Source organism: Tateyamaria algicola (assembly GCF_047715485.1).
Taxonomy (GTDB): Bacteria; Pseudomonadota; Alphaproteobacteria; order Rhodobacterales; family Rhodobacteraceae; genus Tateyamaria.
Genome location: NZ_CP180422.1, coordinates 3925559 through 3949708, shown reverse-complemented (window position 1 = coordinate 3949708; position 24150 = coordinate 3925559). Strand labels below are relative to the sequence as shown.

General features: G+C 61.5%; 23 protein-coding genes and 1 pseudogene. 18 read left to right on the top strand and 6 right to left on the bottom strand.

The annotated features are described in order from the left end of the window. Positions 1-21: 21 nt before the first annotated feature. Together ACMHLQ_RS21980 and ACMHLQ_RS21975 are read right to left on the bottom strand one after the other, a co-directional pair. Positions 22-762 carry a hypothetical protein gene (locus ACMHLQ_RS21980; RefSeq protein ID WP_415402797.1) on the bottom strand — a complete coding sequence of 247 codons (741 nt, stop codon included), beginning with the start codon at positions 760-762 and terminating at the stop codon, positions 22-24. Between the two features lie 265 nt (positions 763-1027). After that, positions 1028-1303, bottom strand: a complete 276-nt coding sequence (locus tag ACMHLQ_RS21975; protein ID WP_415402796.1) for a hypothetical protein — start codon at positions 1301-1303, stop codon at positions 1028-1030. A gap of 91 nt (positions 1304-1394) precedes the next feature. Here ACMHLQ_RS21975 and ACMHLQ_RS21970 point away from each other — a divergent pair, with 91 nt between their 5' ends. The 8 genes from ACMHLQ_RS21970 (at position 1395) to ACMHLQ_RS21935 (ending at position 7823) form a co-directional block, all read left to right on the top strand. Next, entirely contained in the window at positions 1395-1931 is a 537-nt protein-coding gene (locus ACMHLQ_RS21970) for a hypothetical protein (protein ID WP_415402795.1), read from the top strand. 112 nt (positions 1932-2043) lie between these two features. After that, entirely contained in the window at positions 2044-3555 is a 1512-nt protein-coding gene (locus tag ACMHLQ_RS21965; RefSeq protein WP_415402794.1) for a terminase large subunit domain-containing protein, read from the top strand. Then, positions 3552-3869: an HNH endonuclease gene (locus tag ACMHLQ_RS21960; protein WP_415402793.1), complete on the top strand. Its 318-nt coding sequence runs from the start codon at positions 3552-3554 to the stop codon at positions 3867-3869. Before ACMHLQ_RS21965 ends, ACMHLQ_RS21960 begins: the two co-directional genes overlap by 4 nt. Beyond that, entirely contained in the window at positions 3862-5106 is a 1245-nt protein-coding gene (locus ACMHLQ_RS21955; RefSeq protein WP_415402792.1) for a phage major capsid protein, read from the top strand. The genes ACMHLQ_RS21960 and ACMHLQ_RS21955 overlap by 8 nt, the downstream gene beginning before the upstream one ends. A gap of 1 nt (position 5107) precedes the next feature. Then, positions 5108-5671, top strand: coding sequence for an HK97 family phage prohead protease (locus tag ACMHLQ_RS21950; RefSeq protein ID WP_415402791.1), 564 nt, complete (start codon positions 5108-5110; stop codon positions 5669-5671). Then, a complete protein-coding gene (locus ACMHLQ_RS21945) occupies positions 5668-6714 on the top strand; it encodes a hypothetical protein (protein ID WP_415402790.1) in 1047 nt (348 codons plus the stop codon). Before ACMHLQ_RS21950 ends, ACMHLQ_RS21945 begins: the two co-directional genes overlap by 4 nt. Next, complete coding sequence (locus ACMHLQ_RS21940) at positions 6711-6968, top strand: hypothetical protein (protein WP_415402789.1); 258 nt, start codon at positions 6711-6713, stop codon at positions 6966-6968. The genes ACMHLQ_RS21945 and ACMHLQ_RS21940 overlap by 4 nt, the downstream gene beginning before the upstream one ends. A gap of 228 nt (positions 6969-7196) precedes the next feature. Next, positions 7197-7823 (top strand): thiamine phosphate synthase, encoded by a 627-nt coding sequence (locus ACMHLQ_RS21935; RefSeq protein WP_415402788.1) that lies wholly within the window; start codon positions 7197-7199, stop codon positions 7821-7823. Here ACMHLQ_RS21935 and ACMHLQ_RS21930 read toward each other — a convergent pair. Further along, entirely contained in the window at positions 7815-9008 is a 1194-nt protein-coding gene (locus ACMHLQ_RS21930) for a HupE/UreJ family protein (protein ID WP_415402787.1), read from the bottom strand. The genes ACMHLQ_RS21935 and ACMHLQ_RS21930 overlap by 9 nt on opposite strands. Here ACMHLQ_RS21930 and ACMHLQ_RS21925 point away from each other — a divergent pair. From ACMHLQ_RS21925 to ACMHLQ_RS21910, 4 genes are all read left to right on the top strand, one after another. After that, positions 9007-9810, top strand: coding sequence for a DUF4198 domain-containing protein (locus ACMHLQ_RS21925; protein WP_415402786.1), 804 nt, complete (start codon positions 9007-9009; stop codon positions 9808-9810). The genes ACMHLQ_RS21930 and ACMHLQ_RS21925 overlap by 2 nt on opposite strands. Before the next feature lie 45 nt (positions 9811-9855). Beyond that, positions 9856-10749 carry a PfkB family carbohydrate kinase gene (locus ACMHLQ_RS21920; protein ID WP_415402785.1) on the top strand — a complete coding sequence of 298 codons (894 nt, stop codon included), beginning with the start codon at positions 9856-9858 and terminating at the stop codon, positions 10747-10749. After that, complete coding sequence (locus tag ACMHLQ_RS21915; RefSeq protein ID WP_415402784.1) at positions 10746-11669, top strand: pseudouridine-5'-phosphate glycosidase; 924 nt, start codon at positions 10746-10748, stop codon at positions 11667-11669. The genes ACMHLQ_RS21920 and ACMHLQ_RS21915 overlap by 4 nt, the downstream gene beginning before the upstream one ends. A 69-nt stretch (positions 11670-11738) precedes the next feature. Beyond that, positions 11739-12485 carry a DUF502 domain-containing protein gene (locus tag ACMHLQ_RS21910; RefSeq protein ID WP_415402783.1) on the top strand — a complete coding sequence of 249 codons (747 nt, stop codon included), beginning with the start codon at positions 11739-11741 and terminating at the stop codon, positions 12483-12485. Positions 12486-12534: 49 nt separating this feature from the next. Here ACMHLQ_RS21910 and ACMHLQ_RS21905 read toward each other — a convergent pair whose 3' ends face one another. Beyond that, positions 12535-13320, bottom strand: a complete 786-nt coding sequence (locus ACMHLQ_RS21905; protein ID WP_415402782.1) for a 3-hydroxybutyrate dehydrogenase — start codon at positions 13318-13320, stop codon at positions 12535-12537. A 282-nt stretch (positions 13321-13602) separates the two neighbouring features. Between ACMHLQ_RS21905 and ACMHLQ_RS21900 the strand changes: the two are divergent. From ACMHLQ_RS21900 to ACMHLQ_RS21890, 3 genes and pseudogenes are all read left to right on the top strand, one after another. Continuing rightward, a pseudogene (locus ACMHLQ_RS21900) lies at positions 13603-15433 on the top strand (extracellular solute-binding protein). Positions 15434-15437: 4 nt separating this feature from the next. Beyond that, positions 15438-16085 carry an aquaporin gene (locus ACMHLQ_RS21895; protein ID WP_415402781.1) on the top strand — a complete coding sequence of 216 codons (648 nt, stop codon included), beginning with the start codon at positions 15438-15440 and terminating at the stop codon, positions 16083-16085. Positions 16086-16210: 125 nt separating this feature from the next. After that, a complete protein-coding gene (locus tag ACMHLQ_RS21890; RefSeq protein WP_415402780.1) occupies positions 16211-16429 on the top strand; it encodes a hypothetical protein in 219 nt (72 codons plus the stop codon). Between the two features lie 10 nt (positions 16430-16439). On the opposite strand, the gene ACMHLQ_RS21885 is transcribed toward ACMHLQ_RS21890, so the two are convergent. Further along, positions 16440-17063 carry a helix-turn-helix domain-containing protein gene (locus ACMHLQ_RS21885; protein ID WP_415402779.1) on the bottom strand — a complete coding sequence of 208 codons (624 nt, stop codon included), beginning with the start codon at positions 17061-17063 and terminating at the stop codon, positions 16440-16442. Between the two features lie 65 nt (positions 17064-17128). Between ACMHLQ_RS21885 and ACMHLQ_RS21880 the strand changes: the two genes are divergently transcribed. From ACMHLQ_RS21880 to ACMHLQ_RS21870, 3 genes are all read left to right on the top strand, one after another. Further along, a complete protein-coding gene (locus ACMHLQ_RS21880) occupies positions 17129-18649 on the top strand; it encodes a class I adenylate-forming enzyme family protein (protein ID WP_415402778.1) in 1521 nt (506 codons plus the stop codon). A 17-nt stretch (positions 18650-18666) separates the two neighbouring features. Then, the gene (locus ACMHLQ_RS21875) at positions 18667-19311 is read left to right on the top strand and encodes a DsbA family oxidoreductase (protein WP_415402777.1); all 645 of its coding nucleotides are present in this window, start codon (positions 18667-18669) and stop codon (positions 19309-19311) included. Positions 19312-19434: 123 nt separating this feature from the next. Further along, positions 19435-20652, top strand: coding sequence for a multidrug effflux MFS transporter (locus tag ACMHLQ_RS21870; RefSeq protein ID WP_415402776.1), 1218 nt, complete (start codon positions 19435-19437; stop codon positions 20650-20652). On the opposite strand, the gene mfd is transcribed toward ACMHLQ_RS21870, so the two are convergent. Next, positions 20649-24101 (bottom strand): transcription-repair coupling factor, encoded by a 3453-nt coding sequence (gene mfd, locus ACMHLQ_RS21865; RefSeq protein WP_415402775.1) that lies wholly within the window; start codon positions 24099-24101, stop codon positions 20649-20651. The two genes, ACMHLQ_RS21870 and mfd, sit on opposite strands and share 4 nt — an antisense overlap. Positions 24102-24150 lie beyond the last annotated feature (49 nt).

Here is a 24150-nt window from a genome sequence, read left to right as displayed (position 1 = left end):
GTCCCGCATCAATTGCCACATTCACTCGTAAGGATTCTGGCGGTCAGCAATTTGTCTGTCGATGACAGTTCTAACGTATTTCAATTCACGGTCAAAATCGGTCGCAACGTTGCCATGATAAGTCAGGCCAAGCAACTGTTTCCCAAGTTTGACATCAATCTCAACCAACAGTTCGAGAACTCGTTCAAAGAAGTGATCTGTGACCTCGTTTGATTGCCACCCTGTCTTCGACAGGTCGTTTTTTTCGATGTAGCTATGGATCTTTGAGAAACTTTTGGATTCCCACTCAACATCAATGTTCGCAGGCGAATTTGCCAGTGGGTTGTAGTAAAAACTGAAAGATCTAGCGTGTGCAAAAACAGCTCCGCGCAATGTGAACAAAACATCGACCGCCTCCAGAATGCCCTGATTTTCAACAATTTCTGAAATCTTTCGGCCAAAAATTATCTCAAACATCGCCTTGTAACCACCCCAACCCGATATCCGACGGATATCGTCTTCGGCCTTCCTGAGAAGCCGATTGTTTAGGGTGTCGTTTGGAATTTCGTGGTTCGGCAAACCTGACGCTTTCCAGATTTCCTGCCGAAACAACATCTCAAATGCTCCCTCAATCGTCATTGTCGTGAGCATCGAAAGGCAAACGTTCACGGTTGGGCTAACGCTGTCTAAAGGCCGATCTGCCTTCAAACGCGCGAACTCCCAAGGCAGCACTTCATATTGGGCGGTCACTGCGCGCGGTCTAGGTTGTTGTGCCATTGTCATGTTAGTTTCCGATCAAGTCTTTTCTGGCTACATACTGGCAGGGGCGCACCGACATTCAAGGCACTCCTAAGCTCTAGGTTCCACTGATTTTACGGTACTTTGCAAAGTCCGCTCCCTGCGCGTTCGGCCCGCCGGTGCGTTTACCGAGCGGGCCTGATCCGCGCCCCAAATCAAAAAAAGGGGCCGATCCTGACGGAGTTCTGACGTGACTAACCGTCTATACCGCCTGTCTTTGCTCTGAACGGGCACGGGACAGGGCCGCTATTCAAAGAAACTTTCGATAGTGCCCCGTCACTGTCACGCCGTCCGTGTCTGAACGCGCCCACACCGTGAACGTGTCGGGTATCTCAAGGTGCTGCACAAAGTTCCGTTGCCTTAGGATCATGTAAGCGCCGTGGTTAGCGTCCGGCTGGCTGTCAGCAATTGCAAGACGTAAATGAGCATAAGCATGCTCGTTCTGCACGGCCACACCAGTACTACCGGCACCCAATGGCACATATGCCGTGCTGTCTGCTGTAAACTTTATAATTTCATCAGCCATTTCTTACTCACTTTGATAGTAATTTTAATGGGTTACACGTTTACATACATTTGATACCATGTTTGTTAATTCTTTTACACGGTTTTGACATATGCACTTCACACGCGGCGACATTCAAACCGCAGTCACGCTGGCTGATATCAAAGAGGTTGGCGTGGTTGAGCATGACGAAAGCGACCTGCAACTGGCCATGCTCGCGTCGGCTGTCACGGCTGAATACTGCATGCGCACCAACACCGCGCTATTGCCTGAGACAATCACCGCGACTTACGACACGTGGGCATGTGGCACGCCCCTGCGCTTGCCCATTGGCCCGCTATCAGAGGCCAACGCTGCCACGCTCACGGCAACCATGACGACGGCCACCGGGACGATTACGGCGATTGAGGCGATTGACACGACTACGCGTCATGGTGACCGGCCCACCGTAACCATCAACGTGTCACCACAAGGCCCGCTGGCCGTCACCTACACCGCAGGCCTGCCCGCTGCCCCTCACCACGTGCGCGCTGCACTGGCCATACAAGTGATGCACATGGTGGATGATCAGGACATCGACACGCAATCACGCCGCTACGCGCCTGCCTACGCGTCAGCCCTCAATACAAGCAAACGCGTCAGCATTTGAGGGATTCCACACCCATGCACCCCCTCTCTGGTCCCAATGGCCACCGTTCATTCCGTGGGGGTGACCGCCCGCCCAACCTCCCTCTTTTCTCTCACATTGAGGGATATTTCTGATGAAGGATGCGGAAAAACTGATTGCCTTTGTGGAATCGTTGAAGGTGCCAACCGGGCCTTTGGCGGGGCAAAAAATTGTGCTGGCTGAATATCAGAAACGGTTTATCCGGGGGTGTTCTGATCCGGCCAATATGATTGGTGTTTTGAGCATCGCGCGGGGCAATGCAAAGACATGCCTTGGCGCTGCTTTGGCCCTTGCGCATCTGTGCGGAAAATGGATGCCGACGCCGCAACGCGAGATCCTGCTTGCCGCAAAAAACCGGGATCAGGCTAAGGTTGCCTTTCGCTATCTGGTGGGGCTTTCGCAGTCATTGCCGAAGTCTGAGCGCGATCAAATCACGACGCGTCATGGGTACAAGCTGGAACTGGATTTTAAGGGGCGCGGGGGCGGTGAGGCGCGGTGTATTCCTGCGGATGGCGCGTCCATTCTTGGCACCTCGCCCACATTGGCGCTGCTGGACGAACGGGCCGCGTGGCCTGCCGAAAAAGGCGATGACCTAGAAAATGCGATCCTGTCCGGTTTGGGCAAACGGAATGGTAAGTGCCTCATTCTGTCCACCGCTGGCGACAATGACGCAAACAGCTTTTCGCGGTGGTGTGACGAAGACCTAGACGGCACATATCGGCAGGTCCACGAACCAAGTGAACAAGGCTTGCCCGCTGATGACGCCCCATCGCTGCTAGAGGCGAATCCGGGTGCGTCCGAAGGTATTGGCCCCTCGCTTGAATGGTTGCAGGCCCAAGCCCGCCGGGCCATCGCCCGTGGTGGGTCGGCCTTGTCCAGTTTCCGCAATCTCAATAGAAACGAGCGCGTCAGCATCGAGTCGCGGTCTGTGGTTTTGACTGTAGATCAATGGCTTACATGCGAAAGTGAAAGTTTGCCACCTGCGGATGGACCGTGCGTCTTGGGCGTTGATTTGGGCGGGTCTGTGTCTATGTCCGCCGCCGCCTTTTACTGGCCTGAAACGGGCCGTCTTGAGTGTGTTGCCACATTGCCAAGTGAACCATCGCTTGCAGATCGTGGCCAGTCCGATGGCGTCAAGAGCGCATATGTCGAGATGGCGCGCGCAGGCGAATTGAACACGCTGGGCGGCAAGGTTGTGCCTGCGGCCAAGTGGTTGCGGCAAGTGCTGGCCCTGCGTCCAGATGCACAGATTCAGTCCATCATCGGGGACCGATTCCGCCTGAGTGAGTTTCAAGAGGCGATGGCGAACGCTGATTGCCGCCTGCCGTTCATTTCGCGTGGCATGGGGTTCAAAGACGGCTCTGAGGACGTGGAACGGTTCCGCTCTGCGGCATATGACGGCCATGTGCAGACCGCGCCGTCATTGCTGTTGCGGCATGCTTTTGGCGGTGCCGTTGTCGTCGTTGATCCGGCGCAAAACTGCAAACTGGCAAAAGGCCGTTCACGCGCCCGAATTGACGCGGCCGCCGCCACCATTTTGGCCGTTGCCGAAGGTCGCCGCCGTGTTGCCGTAAAGGCCAAGAAATCGCGCGTGGTGTGGGCATGACAACGCGTCGTGACGAACATAAGCGCCACTCGGCCAAGGTCACCCGCACTAAGCGATGGGCCATTCTGCGACTGCGCATCATGGAACGCGATGAATGGCGCTGCGTGAAATGTGGCGACTTTCGCCGCCTTGAGGTGGATCACGTTGAACCCGTGCGGACGCATCCTGACTTGTCCTTTGATCCCGCAAATCTACAGACGCTTTGCCGTGTCTGCCACGCGGAAAAAACCCGCGTAGAGGTCGGATTCCGGCCCATTTCCCAAGATCGCCAAAACTGGCGGCAACTACTGAAAAGTGAGGCACAAAATGCTTGAATCTGTCAAAATCCAACGGCGTCAGAGCGAAATTCGCTCGCAATTGTCGGAACTGGTCGGCAAGGAAACAACCGACGACGAAACGCGCCAAATCGAGACTCTGGACGCGGAATTTCGCGCCAATGAAACGAAGTATCGCGGCGCGCTGATTGTCGAGGCGTCCGAACGCGATGCGGCGTCCGCAGAAATGGAAAATCGCAGCGCAGATGAATGGCAGGGCCTTATTGACGCATTCGAATTGCGCCAAGTCGTTGCCAATCTGGACGAGGGCGCGGCTATCAGCGGCCAAACAGCCGAAGTAATCACGGAACTGCGCGGCGCAGGCGGGTATCAGGGTATTCCCGTACCATGGGGCGCTCTTGAACGTCGCGTAGGCGAAACAACGTCCGCAACCACGCCTGACCCTGTCCGCACCATGCCGCTTGTTGACCGCCTTTTCCCAACGTCCGTTGCGGCGCAACTTGGCGCGAGTCTCGTGCAAGTCGGCAGTGGGTCGCTGGAATATCCTGTTTCCACGGCCAGCACTGTGGCCGCGTGGCAGACTGACGAAGTAACGGACCTGCCAGACCCCGTGCCGTTCACCACCAGTGACGCAAAACTGTCGCCTGATCATAACCTTGGCGTGCGAATGAAAATCACGCGCAAGGCGCTGAAACAATCGGGCGAGGGTCTGGAAAGCGCAATTCGCCGCGACATGGCTGGCGCGATGCAGATGGAACTGGATCGCAGTCTTATTCTTGGCACTGGTGCGGCGGGTCAGCCAATGGGGATCATTCCGGGTGCGGCTGGATACGGGATCAACGTGCAGAGCCTTGGCGCACCTGCCACGTGGGGCGCGTTCCGCACCGAAGTATTGGCGTTCATGGTGGGTAATGCTGCAAGCGGCCCCGGTTCGGTTCGGATGCTGGCGCGTCCTGAGATTTGGGACAGGATGGACGGTTCGTACATTGCTGGCACGGCGGTTACCGAATGGCGTTTGATGACTGAGGCCATGATGGGCGTTGTGATGACCACCAATGCCCTTGAAGCCCCGGCGGGCGGCGAAACGTCCGCCATACTGGCCACAAGCGCAGGTGGATTGCCGCCAATTCATATCGGGGCTTGGGGCGCGGTCGATTTGATTCGTGATCCTTTTACCGACGCCGCGTCCGGCCAACTGCGCCTGACTGCAATCACGACAATGGACCAGACCGTTGCCCGTGGCGCGCAACTGCGCATTGTTGAGGGCATCCAGTAACATGCTTGAGGGTCGCGCCGCTGGCGAAATTGAAACGCGTTTTGCTTTCGATGGCAGCGCGATTATCGAGGGCATATTCCCTTATAACGAACGGGCCTCTTTTGGCTCGGATCGCTTCGAGACATTTGCCGAAGGTGCATTTGCCGAGTCCGTTCAAGACGGGACGGCAGACATTCATCTTCTTTGGCAACACGACATGGGTAAACCGCTGGCCTCGCGTGCCGGCGGTTCCCTCACTTTGAACGATGCCGGCAACGCATTGCGCTTTGAAGCGCGGGTTTCTGCGGATCATATGAAAATCGGGTTTATTGCCGACGCCGTGGCGGCCATGCAAACCAACTTGGTCAAAGGCTTGTCGCCGGGGTTCCGTGTGGCGTCGGCAAAGGATCAGACGGTGACGCGTGACGGCAAGGGCAATGTCCTACGTACCATTAAACGGGCTGAGTTGATCGAACTGAGCGCAGTCACCCGCGCCGCCTATCCATATGGTCAGATACAGGCCCGCAACTGGTCGCCTGAGCCGTCCGCGCGATCTGTGCACGTCTTGTCACGGTGGCGCGCATGATTTGGCCTTTCAAACGCAAAACGCCCGAAACGCGGGCCAGCAATACCGGATACACGGCAAGCCTCATGGCGGCGCGTGCGGCCCTGATCACAGGGCGCGAGGGTGTTGCGGAATTGACCAGCGCCGCGCAATCCTGCGTCAGCTTGTGGGAAGGCGGTCTATCGCTGGCAGACGTTGACGGCACGGATATTTTGACCCCGCCCATGCTGGCACTCATTGGCCGTTCACTGGCCTTGCGGGGTGAATTTGTCGCCTTAATGCGTGAGGATGGGTTGGCGATCGCACACGAATGGGACGTCAGCACCCGAAACGGCAAACCAACGGCCTATCGCCTGTCCGTGGCAGATACCGGCGGCGGACGCTCGGTCACGGCGCTGGCGACTGAGGTTCTGCATTTCGTGACAGGTGCCACGACGACGACACCATATGTCGGCACCGCACCCTTGAAGCGCGCCGCGTTGTCATCCGGTCTGTTGAACGCAGTGGAGTCGGCCCTAAGCGACGTTTACCAGACAGCGCCAATCGGCACTCAGATTGTCCCCATGCCCGAAGCCCAAGTGGATGATCTGGACGCCTTGCGCGAGGGGTTCAAAGGGCGGCGTGGGTCCGTGCTGGTGGTTGAGGGCGTGGCCCAAGCAACGGCGGCTGGTGCCTATCCTGACATGCACAAAATGCCTGCGGATTTGACGCCGAACATGGCGCGGTTGGAGTCTGGCGACGCGTTGCGGGATGCGCGGAATGCGATTGAGTCTGCGTTCGGTGTGTTGCCCGCATTGCAGAACCGCGCAGCGACTGGCCCGGTGGTCAGAGAGGCGCAGCGCCACCTTGGCCAATGGACGTTGCAACCGTTGTGCAAGGTCATTGCCCACGAATGTTCGATCAAGCTGGAGTCGCCGGTGTCGATAGGCATAATGCGTAGCTTGCAAGCCTTCGACAGTGGCGGACGCGCGCGCACTGTGACGGCGCTGGTGCAGGCCATGGCACAGGCCAAGGAGTCGGGTGTGGATATAGAACAGGCCTTGCGGTTGGTGGACTGGGAATGAGCGGCGCGCTTGCGAAAATGCTCAACAATGAACACGGCGCTGGTGAGCCGATCTATGATGTTTTTTGGCTGGAAAACCTTGAGGCTTGGACTTGGTATCGAGTTCCCGGCCCCGATCTTTTTGATCGCGCCGAAGGCTTTGGGATTCCTGATCGCGACTCTCAGTCCGTCGAGATTGACGGCGTTTGGTACATCCGTTTGAGCGAAGGGCTTGCGCATGGCTATGGTATCTATCGGCGGGCGTGTGATGGCTGAGTCGGGCGTGTTTTGGGTGGTGGTGGTGTTCGCTGGAATCGCCTCATTACTGGTGTAGCAGGCCCGCAACACCTATTCACATGGGGAAAAACATGGGGAAGCAAAAACAAGTCTAAATTTCCTTCATGTTTTCAATATCTTACAAACTCACTTGTATGCCGCAGGCATAAAAGTTTTCTTTCCCCGTCACATCCGCTAGAGCATCGTCAAAACAAAAGGACGACCCGCATGAGCGATATCGAGCAAGCCCCGGAGCAGCCCCAACTCTACCTGCTCTCGCCCCCGGTGATCGAGCTGTCGACCTTTCCCACCCTTCTGGCCAGCGTGCTGGACGCGCATGACGTGGCCTGCGTCCGCCTTGCCCTCGCCACCCGAGACGAGGACACGATTGCACGCGCCGCCGATGCCTGCCGCGAGGTGACACATGCGCGCGACGTGGCCATCGTCGTGACAGACCATGTCGGGCTGGCAGAGCGGCTGGGGCTGGACGGTGTGCACCTGATGGATGCGGCCAAATCGGTGCGCGATGCGCGCAAGGCGCTGGGACCCGACGCCATCGTTGGCAGCAATTGCGGCACCTCGCGCCACGCGGGCATGTCGGCGGGCGAAGCGGGGGCCGACTATATCTCTTTCGGCCCCATCACAGGCCTTGGCGACGAGGCAACGGCAGCGGACGATCTGTTCCAGTGGTGGTCCGAAATGATCGAAGTGCCCTGCGTCGCCGAAGGCGGGCTGACGCCGGAGGCCATTGCGCGCCTCGCCCCGGTCACCGATTTCTTCGGCATTGGCGAGGAAATCTGGCGCACGGATGCCCCAGGCGACGCGCTGGCATCCCTGACGGCGGCGCTAAAGTAGCGTCCGCTCGATCACCCAGTAGACCGCAATACCGGCAATGATCAGCGATCCGGTCATCGACCAGGCGCGGAACATGACCGGGTATTCGGCGACCAACTCCTCGACCCCCTCAAGACGGGCGGCCATAGCGGCCCGGCACCCGAAGAACAGCGCAATCGCCGCCATGGCGATCACCGCCAACTGCCCCAGCTCGACCCCGACATTGAACCCGATCAGCGCGGGCACGAACTGCGCCTCGGGCAGACCAAAGTCACCAAGGACCGAGGCAAAGCCAAGCCCGTGCAGCAGGCCAAAGCCAAAGACGATCACCGGGCGCCAAGGGTTCAAGCCCCGGGCAAAGATGTTCTCGACCGCCACGTAAACGATAGAGGCCGCAATCAGCGGCTCCACGATGCTGCCGGGGATGTTGACCAGCCCCAATGCGCCCAAGGCCAATGTCACCGTATGCGCCAGCGTGAACGCACTGATCTGCCACAACAGCGGACCCAGCCGCGTGGACAGGAAAAACAGGCCCAGCACGAACAGGATGTGATCAAGGCCCTTGGGCAGGATGTGGTCAAACCCGACGGGGATATAGTCGACAAATGTCTGCCAGCCCGTCGCCTGATCCCCCCCGGCCACCGCAATCGGTCCGGTGGACTCTCCGCCAGAGATGAGGCCGGTATAGGGTTCTTCCACCCCTTGCTGGCGCAAAACTAGGTTCCCTGCACCAGCGGGCCAGGCCACCTCCACCGTATTTGCACCCTCGGGCAACAGGCCAGACAGGATCACATCGGAAATGCGCGGCAACTCGTCATTGGGCACCTCTGGAACGGTCACAGACTCGAGCGTCAGGGCAATGGGCGTATCGCCTGCACTGACCAGGGGGGCCGCATTCCAGGTCGTGACCAGATCACCCGCCCGCGCCGCGACGGCGGCGTTCTCCAACGCCCGCAGCACGTCGTAATCGGCGGCATTCTCCGCATCGTCGGTGTCCTCGACAACGTCCAGATCAATGCCGGACAGTTGCGCCTCGATATTTACGCGCATCTCGATCAGCACGCGCCCCTCGCTTACCGTCAGATCGGCAATCGCGGGCACGTTTTCGTGAGATAGGGCCATCCCCGTCGTCAAACCCAGCCATATGCTTGACATCACCGCCCAAAGCCGCAGCTTGCCACCCACGTTTAGAAAGGTTTTTCCCATGACCCTGTCCCGTCTTGTTCTGACGCTTTGGTGCGCGATTTGCGCGGGGGTTGCAACCGCCCACGAGTTCTGGCTCGAGGCGGATGCCTATCAAGTGCCCGCAGATGCCAACATCGTGGTCAATCTCAAGAACGGGGAAGAGTTCGCAGGCACCACGCTGTCCTTTTTCGACCGTAACATCGCGCGTTTTGACGTGGTCATGGGCGAAAACGTGCAGCCGGTCGCAGGGCGGATGGGGGACCGGCCCGCACTTGACGCCCCTGCCCCGTCCGAGGGGCTGGCCATCGTGGTCCACGAAACCACGCCCTCCTTCGTGAATTACAAGGACTGGGCCAAGTTCCAGAAGTTCGCCGATCACAAGGATTTCCCGGACATGGCCGCCCGCCATGCCGCCAACGGCTTTCCCGACCCGCCGTTCAAGGAGCGCTATACCCGCCACGCCAAGGCCCTGATCGGGGTTGGTGATGGTGCGGGTGAGGATCGCGCGCTGGGTATGAAAACCGAATTCGTCGCGCTGACCAATCCTTATGATGCGGATTTCGACGGCACCATGCAGGTGCAGGTGCTCTACCACGGCCAACCGCGCGCCGACGCGCAGGTCGAGGTGTTTGACCGTATCGCCACCGGGGACGTGACCATCACGCTGCACCGCACCGATGCGAGCGGCCTCGCGCGCATTCCGGTCACGCCGGGGCATGACTACCTGTTCGACGCAGTGGTGATCGAGCCAATCAAGGGCGACGACACCGCCGTGTGGGATACATTCTGGGCAGCGCTCACCTTTGGCGTTCCGGCCAGATAACCGCATCCCCTTGCCTCTGGCGCGCAGCGGCGTCACAAGGCGCATATGAGCAAACCAGCTGACATTCTCTGCATCGGGTCCGTCCTGTGGGATGTGATCGGGCGCGCACCGCTTGCGATGCGGCAGGGCTCGGACGTGCCGGGGCGGATCACGCGCCTGCCTGGCGGCGTGGCCATGAACATCGCGATGACCCTCGCCCGCTTTGGCCTGACGCCAGCGCTGCTGACCGCCATTGGCCGCGATGCCGAAGGGGACGAGCTGATCACCGCCTGTGCTGCGCGCGGCATGGTGACAGACACGGTCTATCGCTCCGAAGACCTGCCGACAGACCGCTACATGGCCGTCGAAGGCGCCAACGGGCTGATCGCCGCCATCGCCGATGCCCATTCGCTGGAAAGCGCGGGGGCCAAGATCCTGCGGCCCCTGATCGACGGCACAATCGCCACCGAACACGCGCCCTATACCGGGCTCGCGGCGCTTGACGGCAACCTGACGATTGATCTGCTAAGCGAGATCGCAACCAGCCCCGTTCTGTCCAGGGCCGATCTGCGCGTCGCCCCCGCCTCTCCGGGCAAGGCCGAACGGCTCGCGCCCTTCCTTACCAACCAGCGCGGCACGCTTTATGTGAACCTCGAAGAGGCCGGGCTGCTGTGCCAGCGCCATTTCGAAGGGTCTGCCGAGGCCGCGCAAGGGCTGATTGATCGGGGGGCTGCCCGCGTACTGGTCACCGATGGCGGCAAAACCGCCACCGAAGGCACGGCAGAAGGGTTGATCAGCCAGACGCCGCCCCAGGTCCTTGTGACCCGCGTTACAGGTGCTGGTGACACGTTCATGGCCGCCCATATCGCCGCCGAAACCCGCGGTTCTACGCGCGTGGACGCGCTGTCCCAGGCGCTTGAGGCGGCTGCAATCTATGTTTCAGGAAAGACCCCAGGATGAGCCTCTTTACCCCCTCGCCCGCCGTCGCAGACGCCCTTGCCAAAGGCAAACCCGTTGTCGCGCTTGAAAGCACGATTATCACGCATGGCATGCCCTATCCCCAAAACCTCGAGGTTGCCCGGCAGGTCGAGGCGGATGTGCGCAGCCACGGCGCGGAACCGGCGACCATGGCGGTGATCGCGGGCACGCTGCATGTGGGGCTGACCGACGCCCAACTGGAATTGCTGGCGCAGGCGCGTGATGTGGCCAAGCTCAGCCGCGCCGACATGGCGGCCTGCATCGCGCGCGGTGGCACAGGGGCCACGACCGTGGCCGCCACGATGATCGCGGCGCGAATGGCCGGGATCGCCGTCTTTGCCACCGGGGGCATCGGCGGGGTCCACAAAGGGGCCGAAGGCACGTTCGACATTTCCGCCGACCTGATGGAACTGGGCCAGACCCCGGTCACGGTCGTGGCCGCCGGGGCCAAGGCCATCCTCGACATCCCCAAGACGCTGGAAGTGCTGGAAACCCAGGGCGTGCCGGTGATCGCCTATGGGCAAGACGACATGCCCGCCTTCTGGTCGCGCAGCGTCGGGCTCAAGGCGCCCCTGCGCATGGATGATGCCAAGACCATCGCCGCCGCGCACGCACAGCGCGCTGCCATGGGCATTCCCGGCGGGCAACTGGTCGCCAACCCGATCCCGGCGGAGGCCGAGATCGACCGCGCCACCCTCGCCCCCATCATCGCGCAGGCGACCGGCGACGCCACCGCCCACGGGATCACCGGCAAGGGCGTCACACCCTACCTGCTGCAACGGATCTTTGAATTGACCGAAGGGCGTTCGCTGACGGCCAATATCGCGCTTGTCCGCAACAATGCTCGGCTTGCCGCCGAAATTGCCACTGAATTGAGCGTAATGATGGGCGATGCCCGTTAAGCGGGCGGAAACCATTGTAGTGCCTAACGCGTTGACCTAACTAAGCGTGAAACCTGCGCCGGGACCAACATGAACACCCCTTTCGATCCAGAAACACCCCGCCGCCCCGGTTTGTTCGCACGGCTGCGCGCGTCCTTTCTGACCGGACTGGTCGTGATCGCACCTGTTGGCCTGACGATCTGGCTGATCTGGACGGTGATCGGGTGGATCGACGGCTTTGTCTGGCCGCTTGTGCCCACCGCCTGGCAACCCGATGCCCTCGTCAACTACTGGCTGAACAACCCGCGCTTTGTCGATGTGAACGGCAACATCGTGCCGAACCCGGAATGGGTGCGGGTGAACGTGCGCGGCGTGGGCGTGATCGTCTTCCTGCTGTTCACGATCTTCGTCGGTTGGGTCGCCAAGGGCTATATCGGGCGCTCCATGATCCGCTATGCGGAAAGCCTGGTGGAACGCACGCCCGTCGTGCGCTCGATCTATTCCGGGATCAAGCAAATCTCGGAAACCGTCTTTGCCCAGTCCGAGCGGTCCTTTGAAAAGGCCTGCCTGATCGAGTACCCGCGCAAAGGCATCTGGGCCATCGGCTTTATCTCGACCACGGCCAAGGGCGAGGTCAGCCAACGCGCCGGCAACACCGGCACGCTGCTGTCGATCTTTGTGCCGACCACCCCGAACCCCACGTCCGGCTTTCTGCTGTTTTTCCCGGCCGAAGACGTGATGGAACTCGACATGAGTGTCGAGGATGCGGCCAAGCTCGTGATCTCTGCCGGGCTGGTCTATCCCAACGGCAAGGACCCAAGCAAACCACCGGCCTAGGCGCGGGCTTTGGCCGGGAATTTTTGCATATTTTCAGAACAATGAAGGATCAGAGCGCGGTCCAGCCTCCGTCCACGCTGATCGTGGTGCCGGTGATCTGATCGGCTGCGGGCGAGCACAGGAACACGGCTGTGCCACCCAACTGTTCGGTCGTTGCGAATTCCTTGGACGGCTGGCGCTTGAGCATGACGTTCTGGATCACCTCCTCGCGGCTCATGTCATATTCCTTCATCGTGTCTGGGATCTGCTTTTCCACGATGGGGGTCAGCACGTAGCCTGGGCAGATCGCGTTGGCGGTGATCGGTTCCTCGGCGGTTTCCAGCGCAGTGGTCTTGGTCAGGCCCACCACCCCATGCTTGGCCGCGATATAGGCCGCCTTGTAGGGGGAGGCCGTCAGCCCGTGCGCGGAGGAGATGTTGATGACGCGGCCCCACCCGGCGGCGCGCATCATCGGCAAGGCGGCAGCGGTTGTGTGAAAGGCGGATGACAGGTTGATCGCGATGATCGCATCCCACTTGTCGACAGGGAAATCGGGGATCGCGGCAACATGCTGGATGCCCGCATTGTTGATCAGGATATCGCAGGCCCCCGCCTGTTCGATCAGCGTGCGGCACTGGTCGCCCTTGGACATGTCGCCCTGGATGTAGCGGGTGTTGGTGCCGGTCTCCTCCGCGATCTCTTTGGCCAGAGCGTGATCGTCTGCTGCGTCGGTGAACGAATTGAGCACCACATCCGCGCCCGCCCGCGCGAGCTCCCATGCCATGCCCAGACCGATGCCGGAATTTGATCCTGTGATGACAGCCGTTTTGCCAGCCAGCGAGATTTCGAATGCCATGGAGGGGCTCCCTTGTTCCGTGTATGACGCAGCATGTCATGCTGCATCTGCAAACGGAACGGGCTGCGTCCCGCTCATGCCCGGCTGAGCCAAAAAAAACGCCAGCACGAAGCTGGCGTTAAGTTATTGAGGCAGGTTTCATACAGGCAAGAAACCTATCGAGCAGTGCCCTTGTTATACGCAATGCCGCTCACAGAGTCCAAGCTAAAAGTTTGATAATGCGTAAATGTCCGCAGCCAGCTATTGTTAACAAAACAAGGGCTATTGAGGATTGTTTACAAAATGGGGCGGGATTATTTCCAACTTGGACGGGCAAAATTTACAGCACTCGCGGTGATTCTTTGCGGCTCGGTTTCAGCAATCTCGCAACCACAAGCAGAGCCAAGCCATGGCATAGCTATGTATGGCGCGCCCCAGCTACCACCGGATTTTGTATCCCTTCCGCACGCGAATCCCGATGCACCCAAAGGTGGTGCCATCACGCTGGACAACACCGGCAGCTTTGATCTCGCTCAACCCCTACATCCAGAAGGGCAACGTGCCCTGGCAGTTGCGCTTTCTCACTCACGAAAGCCTGATGGGTCGGTCGCGCAACGAACCCTTCGCCCTTTACGGTCTGCTGGCCGAATCGATTGAGGTGCCGGACGACCGGTCCTGGGCTGAATTCACCCTGCGGGAAGAGGCCCGATTCTCTGATGGCAGCCCGGTCACCATCGAGGATGTGCTGTGGTCTTATGAAACCCTCGGCACGCAAGGCCACGGCCGCTACCGCAGCCTGTGGGCCCAGATCGAAAGCATGGAACAGACCGGGCCGCGCAGCGTCAAATTCACCTTCGACTCCGAAAATCGCGAACTGGCTCTGCTGACCGGCATGCGCCCGATCCTGCAAAAGGCCCAGTGGGAGGGCAAGGATTTCGCCGCCGCCAGCATCGCGGACGTGCCCATCGGCTCCGGGCCTTACGTGGTCACCGATTACGAGGCCGCGCGGAACGTGATCCTGACCCGCAATCCCGACTATTGGGGCAACGATCTGAACTTTCGCCGCGGCACCTACAATTTCGACCGGATCACCATCGACTTTTACGGCGACGCCGACGTGGTGTTCGAGGCGTTCAAGGCGGGCAACATCTCGGCCATCCGCGAATTCAACGCAGAAACCTGGGCCAGCCAGTACAGCTTTCCCCGCGCGCAGTCCGGCGACGTGATCAAGACCGAGATCAAGCACCAGAAACCGTCGGGCATCACCGGTTTCGTGATGAACACACGCCGCGCGCCCTTTGACGACTGGCGCGTGCGCGAGGCGCTCATCACGGCCTTCAACTTCGAATACATCAACGACGCGCTGACAGGGGGCGCGCAGCCGCGCATCACCTCCTATTTCTCGAACTCCCCGCTGGCGATGCTGCCCGGCCCTGCCAAGGGCGACGTGGCCGCCCTGCTGGCCCCCTTCAACGGCAAGCTGCTGCCCGGCGTGATGGAGGGCTACACCCTGCCCCAAAGCGATGGCACCCTGCGCAACCGCGCGGGCCTGCGCCGCGCGCTGTCGCTGATGGAAGAGGCCGGGTGGACCACCCAGGACGGCAAGTTGCGCAATGCGGACGGTCAGGCGATGACGTTTACCATCCTGCTTGATCAGCAACGCACCGAGGATCGCGCAATTGCCGACCTCTACACCCAGGCGCTTGGCCGCATGGGAATCGACGTGAATATCGACCTGGTGGATGGCGCACAATTCACCGCCCGCACGGGCGCGTTCGACTTTGACATGACCTACCACCGCCGCGCCATGTCGCTCAGCCCCGGGAACGAACAGTATTTCTACTGGGGCTCGGACGCCGCTGATCAGGAAGGTTCGCAAAACCTGATGGGGGCCAAGGATCCGGCGATTGATGCCATGATCACCGCCATGCTGACGGCACGCACCCGCGAGGAAAGCATTGCCGCCACCCGCGCCCTCGACCGGTTGTTGATCGCCGGGCGCTACGTGGTGCCGTTCTGGCAGTTCACCACGGGGCGCATCGCGCATATCAAGGAAATGAAGCATCCCGACGTGATCCCGATCTATGGCGATGGCCCGGACTGGATGCCGCAATTCTGGTGGTACGAAGAGTAACGACATGATCCGGATACTGGCGGCCGAGGGGCTGGGCACGGCTATGCTGCTGGTCGGCGTTGTCGGATCGGGCATCATGGGCGAGACACTGGCGGGCGGCAACGTGGCCATCGCGCTGCTGGCCAATGCCATCGCCACGGGCTGCATGCTCTATGTCATCATCACGGTGCTGGGCCCCGTCTCGGGGGCGCATTTCAACCCGGCCGTGACACTGGCCTTCTGGCTGCGGGGGGATGTGAAGGCGGGGGACGCGCTGGCCTACATCCCCGTGCAGATCGCGGGCGGCATCCTGGGGGTCTGGGCCACGCACGCCATGTTCGATCTACCGATCCTTCAGGCGTCCCAAACGCTTCACCGCACCGGGCTGGCGCAATGGTGGTCCGAGATCGTCGCGACCTTCGGATTGCTCTTTGTCATCTTCGGTGGCCTCAAGTCTCGACCAGAGGTTGTACCCACCCTCGTGGCCCTCTACATTACGGGGGCATACTGGTTCACATCCTCCACCAGTTTCGCCAATCCGGCCGTCACCATCGCGCGCGGATTTTCCGACACGTTTGCAGGTATTTACCCCGGTCACATCGCCGGGTTTGTGGCAGCACAACTGGTCGCGGTCGGGCTTGCCCATGCTGCACTGCGGAAACTTTTCACATAAACAGTTGAACCGTCACCATTTTGCAATATCCTGTGCCCCGTGGTGGATGTCCGACGTGCGCTGGATCGCTGCGTCAACAATGTGCCCCCTGCCGGGGCCAGTACGAAAACCTGACGGGGGTACGCATGACCTGGAATGACCTAACCCAGAACTGGGCTGAAAGTTATCGTGCGCTGTGCATCGAATTTCCCGGGCTCGAACCCAGCGCGATGCCCTTCCTCAAGGCAGATCAGGACCGCTTTGAAAGTTACCTGGCCGCGACCCACGACATGTCGCTGAAAGAGGCGCAAAACGCCTTTGACGCCTATCTGGCACGGCAGGCCAAGGCGCTGCACACCGCCTGAACCCATCCGGTCAGGCCAGTGACGTCACCCACAGGATCAATGCATCTTCGTCACTGACGGACACAACGTTGTGCCCCATCGTGGCGTCATAATAGGCGCTGTCGCCGCGGCGCATCTCGACCGGTTCGTAGAACTCGGTATACAGGCGCACTACACCCGTCAGCACGTACAGAAACTCTTCGCCGTCATGGCGCACCCAGCCGTCGAACTCGTCCATCGAGCGGGCGCGCACGCGGGCGCGGTAGGGCAGCATCGTCTTCTTGGTCAGGGTCTCGGCCAGCAACTCGTGCTCGTAGGTGACCGTGGCCTGCGCATTGCCGTCGCCTGATTTGGTCACAACCATCCGCCCGTTGATCTGCCCCTTTTCCGGCGGGGTGAACAGCTGGGGCACAGAAATCTCGAGACCCACAGCCAGCTTTTTCAGCGCCTCATAGGTGGGCGACATCTGACCGTTTTCGATCTTGGACAGGGTCGAACGGGCCAAACCGGCCTGTCCGGCGGCCTGTTCCAGCGTCCAGTCGCGCGCCTTGCGCAACTCGCGCACACGTGCGCCCAGGTCCAGCGGCTCTGCCGTCTCGTCATTGCCCGTCGAGCGGGCGATCTGGATCAGCGATTTCGGGTCTTTGCCTTGCATGAACACCTCTATATGTCGCGGCTGGCAGGCTTGCAACGCCGCGCCGTGCGGACTAGCGATCAGATATGCAAAGCGTTTTCGACACCGGCCCCAGCGACCCCTGCCCCAACCCTTTCAACATGGCCGCCTATGTTCTGAACAAGGCCGAGAGCGAGGCCGAGGCCTGCGCGGTCTCCATCCTGTCATCCGACAGCACCGAAGACTGGACATATGGCGCGCTGCGCGACGCAGTGCTTGGCACCGGCGCTGGCCTGCTGCTGGCGGGCTGCGTGCCCGGCGACATGATCCTGATGCGCCTTGGCAATACGATCGACTTTCCCATCGCCTATCTGGGTGCGCTTGCGGTCGGTCTGGTGCCCGTGCCCACCTCTGCCGCGCTCACCACGCCCGAGGTGGCGCATATCGTGGCCGAGTTGCAGCCCCGCATCATCCTGCGCGACCCGTCTGTGTCCTCTGCCCCCGGTGCGCCCGAAATCGGCCTTGCCACCTTGCGCGCCATGCGCGACCTGCCGCCCGCCGACTGGCATATGGGCGATCCCGACCGCCTTGGTTACGTGATCTACACCTCCGGCACGTCGGGCCTGCCCCGCGCCGTGGCCCATGCGCACCGCGCGATCTGGGCGCGGCGCATGATGCATGACGGCTGGTACGGGCTAAAGGACCACGACCGGCTGATGCATGCGGGGGCCTTCAACTGGACCTATACGCTGGGCACCGGGCTGATGGACCCGTGGACGGTCGGGGCCACAGCCCTCATCCCCGTCGCGGGCACCCCGGTGAGCGAGCTGGGCGGGCTGCTGCACAAGCACAAGGCAACGATTTTTGCCGCCGCGCCCGGCGTCTACCGCCAGATGCTGGGGCGCAGCGCATTGCCGCCCACGCCGCACCTGCGTCACGGCCTGAGTGCGGGGGAAAAGATGCCCGCCAGCACGATGACCGACTGGATGGCGATCACCGCCACCCCGATTTTCGAGGCCTACGGCATGTCCGAATGCTCGACCTTCATTTCCTCCAGTCCCACAAGCCCCTGCGACGTGCGCACTCTCGGGCGGCCCCAACCGGGGCGGCGCGTCGCGATCCTGGGCGATGACGGACCGGTCGAGATCGGGCACCCCGGCGTGATCGCCGTGCACCGCTCGGATCCGGGCCTCATGCGCGGCTACCTGTTTCAGGAGGACGAGACAGCCGCCCGCTTCCAGGGCGACTGGTTCCTCACGGGCGATCTGGGCCAGATGGCGCAAGACGGTCAAATCACCTATCTGGGCCGCAATGACGACATGATGAACGCAGGCGGCTACCGTGTCTCCCCGCTCGAGGTCGAGGCGGCGCTGGCCGGGGCGCCCGGCGTGACCGGCGCAGGCGTGACCCAGATCGAAGTCAAGGCAGGCACCCGCATCATCGCCGCCTTCTACACCAGTGAGGCCGCTCTGGACGAGGACGGCTTGCGTGCTTATGTCGAGCCAAAGCTGGCGCGCTACAAACACCCCCGCGCCTATGTCCACATCGCCGAACTGCCCACAGGGGCGAACGGCAAACTCCTGCGGCGACGCCTGCCTCTCTTTTGGCCGCGACGCCCAACACACTGACACGAAAGCACCTTTTCATGCCCGATCCCATCAAACTCGACATCATGTCCGATCCGATCTGCCCCTGGTGCTATATCGGCAAGGCGCATCTGGACCGCGCGTTGGCCGCGCATCCCGACCACCCGTTCGTGATCGAATGGCACCCCTTCCAGCTGAACCCCGACATGCCGCCAGAGGGCATGGGGCGGCGCGAATACCTCGAGGGCAAGTTCGGCGGCAAAGACGGTGCCGTGCGCGCCTATGCCCCGGTGGTGGAAAACGCAGAAAAGGCCGGGCTCAAGATCGACTTCGAGGGGATGAAACGCACGCCCAACACGATGAACGCGCACCGCCTGATCCACTGGGCCGGGATCGAGGGCAAACAGACCGCCGCCGTCTCGGCCCTGTTCAAGGCTTACTTCGTCGAGGCACGCGATATCGGGGATACCGACGTGCTGGCCGACATTGCCGACGGGATCGAGATGGACGCCGCCGTGGTGCGCCGCCTGCTCGAATCAGATGCCGACCGCGACGATATCGCCGCACGCGATGCCCACAGCCGACAAATGGGCGTGAACTCGGTTCCCACCTTCATCGTGGGTGGCAAACACGCGGTTCCCGGCGCCCAGCCGCCCGAACTTTGGGCAAAGGTCATTGACGAGCTGAGCGCCACCGCCGACTGACGGGACGTAAAGTCTACAAATTTTGGCAAACACCAAAATTTCAACCTTGGGTCGTTGCCATTTGCAGGGCATATTGCGTTAGTGGCGCCAATGCGCGTCACTACACTCAGGAGCGCCTAGGCAATGACCAGGCCCGAAGGACAGATCGTCAGCAAACCGGAATTCATCGCCCTCATGGCGATGATGTTTGCCACGATTGCCTTTTCCATCGACGCAATGATGCCCGCCCTGCCCGACATCGCGGCAGACATTGCACCGGGTGGTGGCACCGAACGGGCCGCGCTGGTGATGATGTTCTTTCTCATCGGCATGGGAGCGGGCACGTTTGTGACCGGGCCGCTGTCGGATGCCTACGGGCGCAAGCCAATCGTTTACCTTGGGCTGGCGGTCTATGCGCTTGGGGCCGTGCTCAGCTGGATCGCGCCAACGCTCGAATTGATGCTGGCGGCGCGTGTGCTGCAAGGGCTTGGCGCGTCCGGCCCCCGTGTCGTGTCGGCGGCCATCATCCGCGACCTCTATGCCGGGCGCACCATGGCCAGCATCCTGTCGCTGACCATGATGGTGTTCCTGCTGGTTCCGGCCGTTGCGCCCATGATCGGGGCGCTGATCACGGACGCTCTTGGCTGGCGCAGCATCTTCGGGGCCTTCCTGCTCTTTGGCCTCATCCTGCTGGTCTGGTTCGGCACCCGCATCACCGAAAGCCTGCCCGTGGCCGACCGCCGACCCCTGCGCTGGCCGCTGATGATCGATGCGGTGCGCCAGATGGTGCAACACCGCACCGTGCGCCTGTCGATCATGGTGCAGACGCTGATGATGACGATCCTGTTTTCCGTCCTCATCATGGTGCAGCCGATCTTTGACATCACCTTTGATCGGGCCGACAGCTTTCCCTATTGGTTTGGCGGCATCGCCTTTGCCTCGGGCATTTCCAGCCTGCTGAACGCTGCCATCGTGGGGCGGTTCGGGATGCGCAAGCTGGTGACATGGGCGCTGATCGCGCAAATGATCGCCTCGGCCGCATTCGTGGCCCTGCTGGTCAGCGACGCGGCGTGGATCTTTCCGATGTATCTGCTGTGGCAATGGGGCGTGATGTTCCAGGGCGGGCTGACCGTCGCCAACCTCAACGCCATCGCGATGGAGCCGATGGGCCATATCGCGGGCATGGCGGCCTCGGTGATCGGCGCAATCTCGACCGTGGTCGCGGCGGGCCTTGCCTCGCTCCTCGGCCCGCTTTTTGACGGCACGCCCCTGCCGCTCGTCTCGATCGTGCTGGTGCTCTGCGTGATCGCGTCCGTGCTGATGCAGATGATGCGCCGCGCGGAAGAGGCGGCAACCGCCTAGGCTTTCGCCTTCTTCTTTTGCGCAATCACCTTTTCCGCCAGATCGCGGGCAATGGCGAACGCGCCCTTGATCTTGTCCGCATCGTTTTTCCAGTCTCGGCGCACGACGATCTTGTTGTCCTTCACCTTGGCCAGCCCGCGCTGCGCGTCGATGAATTCGACCAAGCCTTGGGGCGAGGCAAACTTGTCATTGTGGAACTGGATCGTCGCCCCTTTCGGCCCCCCGTCCAGCTTGGCAATCCCTGCACGTTTGCACATCGCCTTGATGCGCACGACCAGCATCAGCGTGTTCACTTCGCGTGGCAGCTTGCCGAACCGGTCGATCAACTCGGCGGCAAAGCCTTCCAATTCCACCTTGGTGCTGAGGCCCGACAGGCGACGGTAAAGGCCCAGGCGCACGTCCAGATCAGGCACGTAGTCCTCGGGGATCAGCACCGGCACACCCAGGTTGATCTGCGGTGCCCATTGCCCGTCGTCTTCCAGTAGCCCCTCCATCTGGCCGGACTTGATCTTGGCAATCGCCTCTTCCAGCATGGATTGGTACAGCTCAAAGCCCACATCGCGCATCTGGCCCGACTGTTCCTCGCCCAAGAGGTTCCCGGCCCCGCGAATATCAAGGTCCTGGCTCGCCAGCGTGAACCCGGCCCCGAGCGTATCGAGCGAACCAAGCACCCGCAGACGCTTTTCGGCGGTGGCAGTCAACTTTGCACGCGGTTTTGTCGTCAGATAGGCGTAAGCGCGGGTTTTGGACCGCCCCACTCTGCCCCGGATCTGGTAGAGTTGCGCCAGCCCGAACATATCCGCCCGGTGCACCACCATTGTGTTCGCTGTTGGGATATCGAGGCCCGACTCCACAATCGTCGTCGCCAACAGCACATCGTATTTGCCGTCGTAAAAGGCGTTCATGCGGTCGTCCAACTCGCCTGCTGCCATCTGCCCATGCGCCACCACATAAGTCAGCTCGGGCAGTTGTTCCTTCAGAAACTCCTCGATCTCGCGCAGATCGCTGATGCGCGGCACCACATAGAATGACTGCCCGCCGCGATAGTGCTCACGCAGCAGCGCCTCGCGAATAGTGACCGTGTCGAACTCGCTCACATAGGTGCGGATCGCCAGCCGGTCGACAGGCGGCGTGCCGATGATCGACAAGTCGCGCACGCCGGTCAGCGACAGTTGCAAAGTGCGGGGAATGGGCGTGGCCGTCAGCGTCAACACATGCACGTCGCTGCGCATCTGCTTCAGCCGCTCCTTATGCGTCACGCCGAATTTCTGTTCCTCGTCAATGACCAGCAGGCCCAGGTTCTGGAACCGCACACCCTTGGCCAGCAGTGCATGAGTGCCCACGACAATATCCGCCGTGCCCCGCGCCATCGCCTCGCGCGCGGCATTCGCGTCCTTGGTCGAGACAAAGCGCGACAGCTGCCGCACATCGACCGGAAAGCCCCGGAACCGCTCGGCAAAACTCTTGTAGTGCTGGCGCGCCAGCAGCGTCGTGGGCGCAATCACCGCCACCTGCACGCCCGACATCGCCGCGACAAAGGCCGCGCGCATCGCCACCTCGGTCTTGCCAAAGCCGACATCGCCGCAGATCAGCCGATCCATCGGCGCACCACTGGTCAGATCGTCGATCACCGCACCAATGGCCGTCAACTGATCGTCCGTTTCCTCGTAAGGGAACCGCGCCGAAAACGCGTCCCACATGCCGGGGGGCGGTTCGAGGATCGGCGCCTTGCGCAAGGCGCGTTCGGCCGCGATGCGGATCAACCGGTCCGCCATCTCGCGAATGCGCTCTTTCAGCTTGGCCTTCTTGGACTGCCACGCGCCCCCGCCCAACTTGTCGAGCAAGCCTTCCTCGTGCCCGTATTTGGACAACAGTTCGATGTTCTCGACCGGCAGGTACAGCTTGGAGCGTTCGGCATATTCCAGCAGCAGGCATTCGTGCGCAGCGCCTGCGGCCGTCACCACCTCCATCCCCTGATAGCGGCCAATCCCGTGATCCACATGAACCACCAGATCGCCGGGTGAAAGCGATTGCGTCTCGGTCAGGAAGTTCTCGGCCCGCCGCTTCTTCTTGGGCTGGCGGATCAGCCGGTCGCCCAGCACATCCTGTTCGGAAATGACCGTCAGGCCGGGGGCCTCGAACCCGTGTTCCAGCGCCCATACCGCCAGATGCAGTCCACGCTTGCCGATGCGGGTGGCGTCCGTGATCGGGATCGCCTCGGCCACGCCCTCATCCTCGATCAGCCCGGTCAGACGCTCGCGCGCACCGTCCGAATAGCTGGCGACAACCACAGGACCAGCTTCAAGCTTTGCCTTAATATGCGCCGCCAAAGCCCCGAAAAGGCTGATGGTTTCCTGCTGGCGCTCGGGCGAGAAATTGCGCCCGATCCGCCCGCCCGCATCCGTCACACCGGGGCCCGTCGCCTGCGGCAACGCGCCAAACTGCAACACGCGGAACCCGGCCACCGCCGCCTCCCACGCCGCATCGTCCAGATAAAGGCCACCGGGCGGTGCGGGCTTATAGACCGAATCCATCTTCGACCGGTTGGCCATCGCCAAACGGCGCGTCTCGTACTGATCCTCGATGCTCTCCCACCGCGCCAGACGGGACGGCGTCACCTGCTCATCCAGCGTGATCGTGGCGCCCGGCACATAGTCAAACAGCGTGTCCATCTGATCATGGAAAAAGGCCAGCCAATGCTCGGCCCCCTGATGCTTGCGCCCCGCACTGATCGCCTCGTATAGCGGATCGTCCGTGCCCGCTGCGCCGAACTCAAGGCGATAGTTCTGGCGAAACCGCGTCACCGCCGCCTCGTCCAGGATCACCTCCGATACCGGGGCCAGCTCGATCACATCCAGCTTTTCCGTGGTGCGCTGTGTGACGGGGTCGAACCGGCGCGCACCGTCCAGCACATCACCAAACAGATCCAGCCGCACAGGCCCCAAATCGCCCGGCGGATAGATGTCGATGATGCCGCCGCGAATGGCGTAATCCCCCGGCTCCATCACCGTCGGGCTTTGCACGAACCCCATGCGCACCAGAAAGTTGCGCAAGGCGCCCTCGTCCACCCGGTTGCCCACGGTCGCGCTGAACGCCGCCTCGCGCAGCAAATCGCGCGAGGGCACCCGCTGGGTCGCCGCGTTGAGGGTGGTCAGCAGCACAAACTGCGCGGGCATCCCATGCACCAACGCCGCCAGCGTCGCCATCCGACGCGCCGAAATATCCGCATTGGGCGACACCCGGTCATAAGGCAGACAATCCCAGCCGGGAAAGACAAGCACCGGCATGTCGGGCGCAAAAAACCGCAAGGCCGCCTGCATCGCCGCCAGCCGCTTGTCATCGCGCGCCACATGCACAACAGGGCCACGCGCCGCGACTTCGTCCAGGATCAGGCGGGCGTCAAAACCCTCGGGCGCACCCGAGACGGTGATATGGGTGGGCTGGCTCATCTCGTCAGACGTATTGGAAAACAGGAGCCTTCAATTGGCGCTAACGCGC

Bases quoted from the DNA above. Each gene is read 5' to 3' on its own strand.
- ACMHLQ_RS21980 (WP_415402797.1), bottom strand. From the start codon at position 762: ATGACAATGGCACAACAACCTAGACCGCGCGCAGTGACCGCCCAATAT.
- ACMHLQ_RS21975 (WP_415402796.1), bottom strand. From the start codon at position 1,303: ATGGCTGATGAAATTATAAAGTTTACAGCAGACAGCACGGCATATGTG.
- ACMHLQ_RS21970 (WP_415402795.1), top strand. From the start codon at position 1,395: ATGCACTTCACACGCGGCGACATTCAAACCGCAGTCACGCTGGCTGAT.
- ACMHLQ_RS21965 (WP_415402794.1), top strand. From the start codon at position 2,044: ATGAAGGATGCGGAAAAACTGATTGCCTTTGTGGAATCGTTGAAGGTG.
- ACMHLQ_RS21960 (WP_415402793.1), top strand. From the start codon at position 3,552: ATGACAACGCGTCGTGACGAACATAAGCGCCACTCGGCCAAGGTCACC.
- ACMHLQ_RS21955 (WP_415402792.1), top strand. From the start codon at position 3,862: ATGCTTGAATCTGTCAAAATCCAACGGCGTCAGAGCGAAATTCGCTCG.
- ACMHLQ_RS21950 (WP_415402791.1), top strand. From the start codon at position 5,108: ATGCTTGAGGGTCGCGCCGCTGGCGAAATTGAAACGCGTTTTGCTTTC.
- ACMHLQ_RS21945 (WP_415402790.1), top strand. From the start codon at position 5,668: ATGATTTGGCCTTTCAAACGCAAAACGCCCGAAACGCGGGCCAGCAAT.
- ACMHLQ_RS21940 (WP_415402789.1), top strand. From the start codon at position 6,711: ATGAGCGGCGCGCTTGCGAAAATGCTCAACAATGAACACGGCGCTGGT.
- ACMHLQ_RS21935 (WP_415402788.1), top strand. From the start codon at position 7,197: ATGAGCGATATCGAGCAAGCCCCGGAGCAGCCCCAACTCTACCTGCTC.
- ACMHLQ_RS21925 (WP_415402786.1), top strand. From the start codon at position 9,007: ATGACCCTGTCCCGTCTTGTTCTGACGCTTTGGTGCGCGATTTGCGCG.
- ACMHLQ_RS21930 (WP_415402787.1), bottom strand. From the start codon at position 9,008: ATGGGAAAAACCTTTCTAAACGTGGGTGGCAAGCTGCGGCTTTGGGCG.
- ACMHLQ_RS21920 (WP_415402785.1), top strand. From the start codon at position 9,856: ATGAGCAAACCAGCTGACATTCTCTGCATCGGGTCCGTCCTGTGGGAT.
- ACMHLQ_RS21915 (WP_415402784.1), top strand. From the start codon at position 10,746: ATGAGCCTCTTTACCCCCTCGCCCGCCGTCGCAGACGCCCTTGCCAAA.
- ACMHLQ_RS21910 (WP_415402783.1), top strand. From the start codon at position 11,739: ATGAACACCCCTTTCGATCCAGAAACACCCCGCCGCCCCGGTTTGTTC.
- ACMHLQ_RS21905 (WP_415402782.1), bottom strand. From the start codon at position 13,320: ATGGCATTCGAAATCTCGCTGGCTGGCAAAACGGCTGTCATCACAGGA.
- ACMHLQ_RS21895 (WP_415402781.1), top strand. From the start codon at position 15,438: ATGATCCGGATACTGGCGGCCGAGGGGCTGGGCACGGCTATGCTGCTG.
- ACMHLQ_RS21890 (WP_415402780.1), top strand. From the start codon at position 16,211: ATGACCTGGAATGACCTAACCCAGAACTGGGCTGAAAGTTATCGTGCG.
- ACMHLQ_RS21885 (WP_415402779.1), bottom strand. From the start codon at position 17,063: ATGCAAGGCAAAGACCCGAAATCGCTGATCCAGATCGCCCGCTCGACG.
- ACMHLQ_RS21880 (WP_415402778.1), top strand. From the start codon at position 17,129: ATGCAAAGCGTTTTCGACACCGGCCCCAGCGACCCCTGCCCCAACCCT.
- ACMHLQ_RS21875 (WP_415402777.1), top strand. From the start codon at position 18,667: ATGCCCGATCCCATCAAACTCGACATCATGTCCGATCCGATCTGCCCC.
- ACMHLQ_RS21870 (WP_415402776.1), top strand. From the start codon at position 19,435: ATGACCAGGCCCGAAGGACAGATCGTCAGCAAACCGGAATTCATCGCC.
- mfd (WP_415402775.1), bottom strand. From the start codon at position 24,101: ATGAGCCAGCCCACCCATATCACCGTCTCGGGTGCGCCCGAGGGTTTT.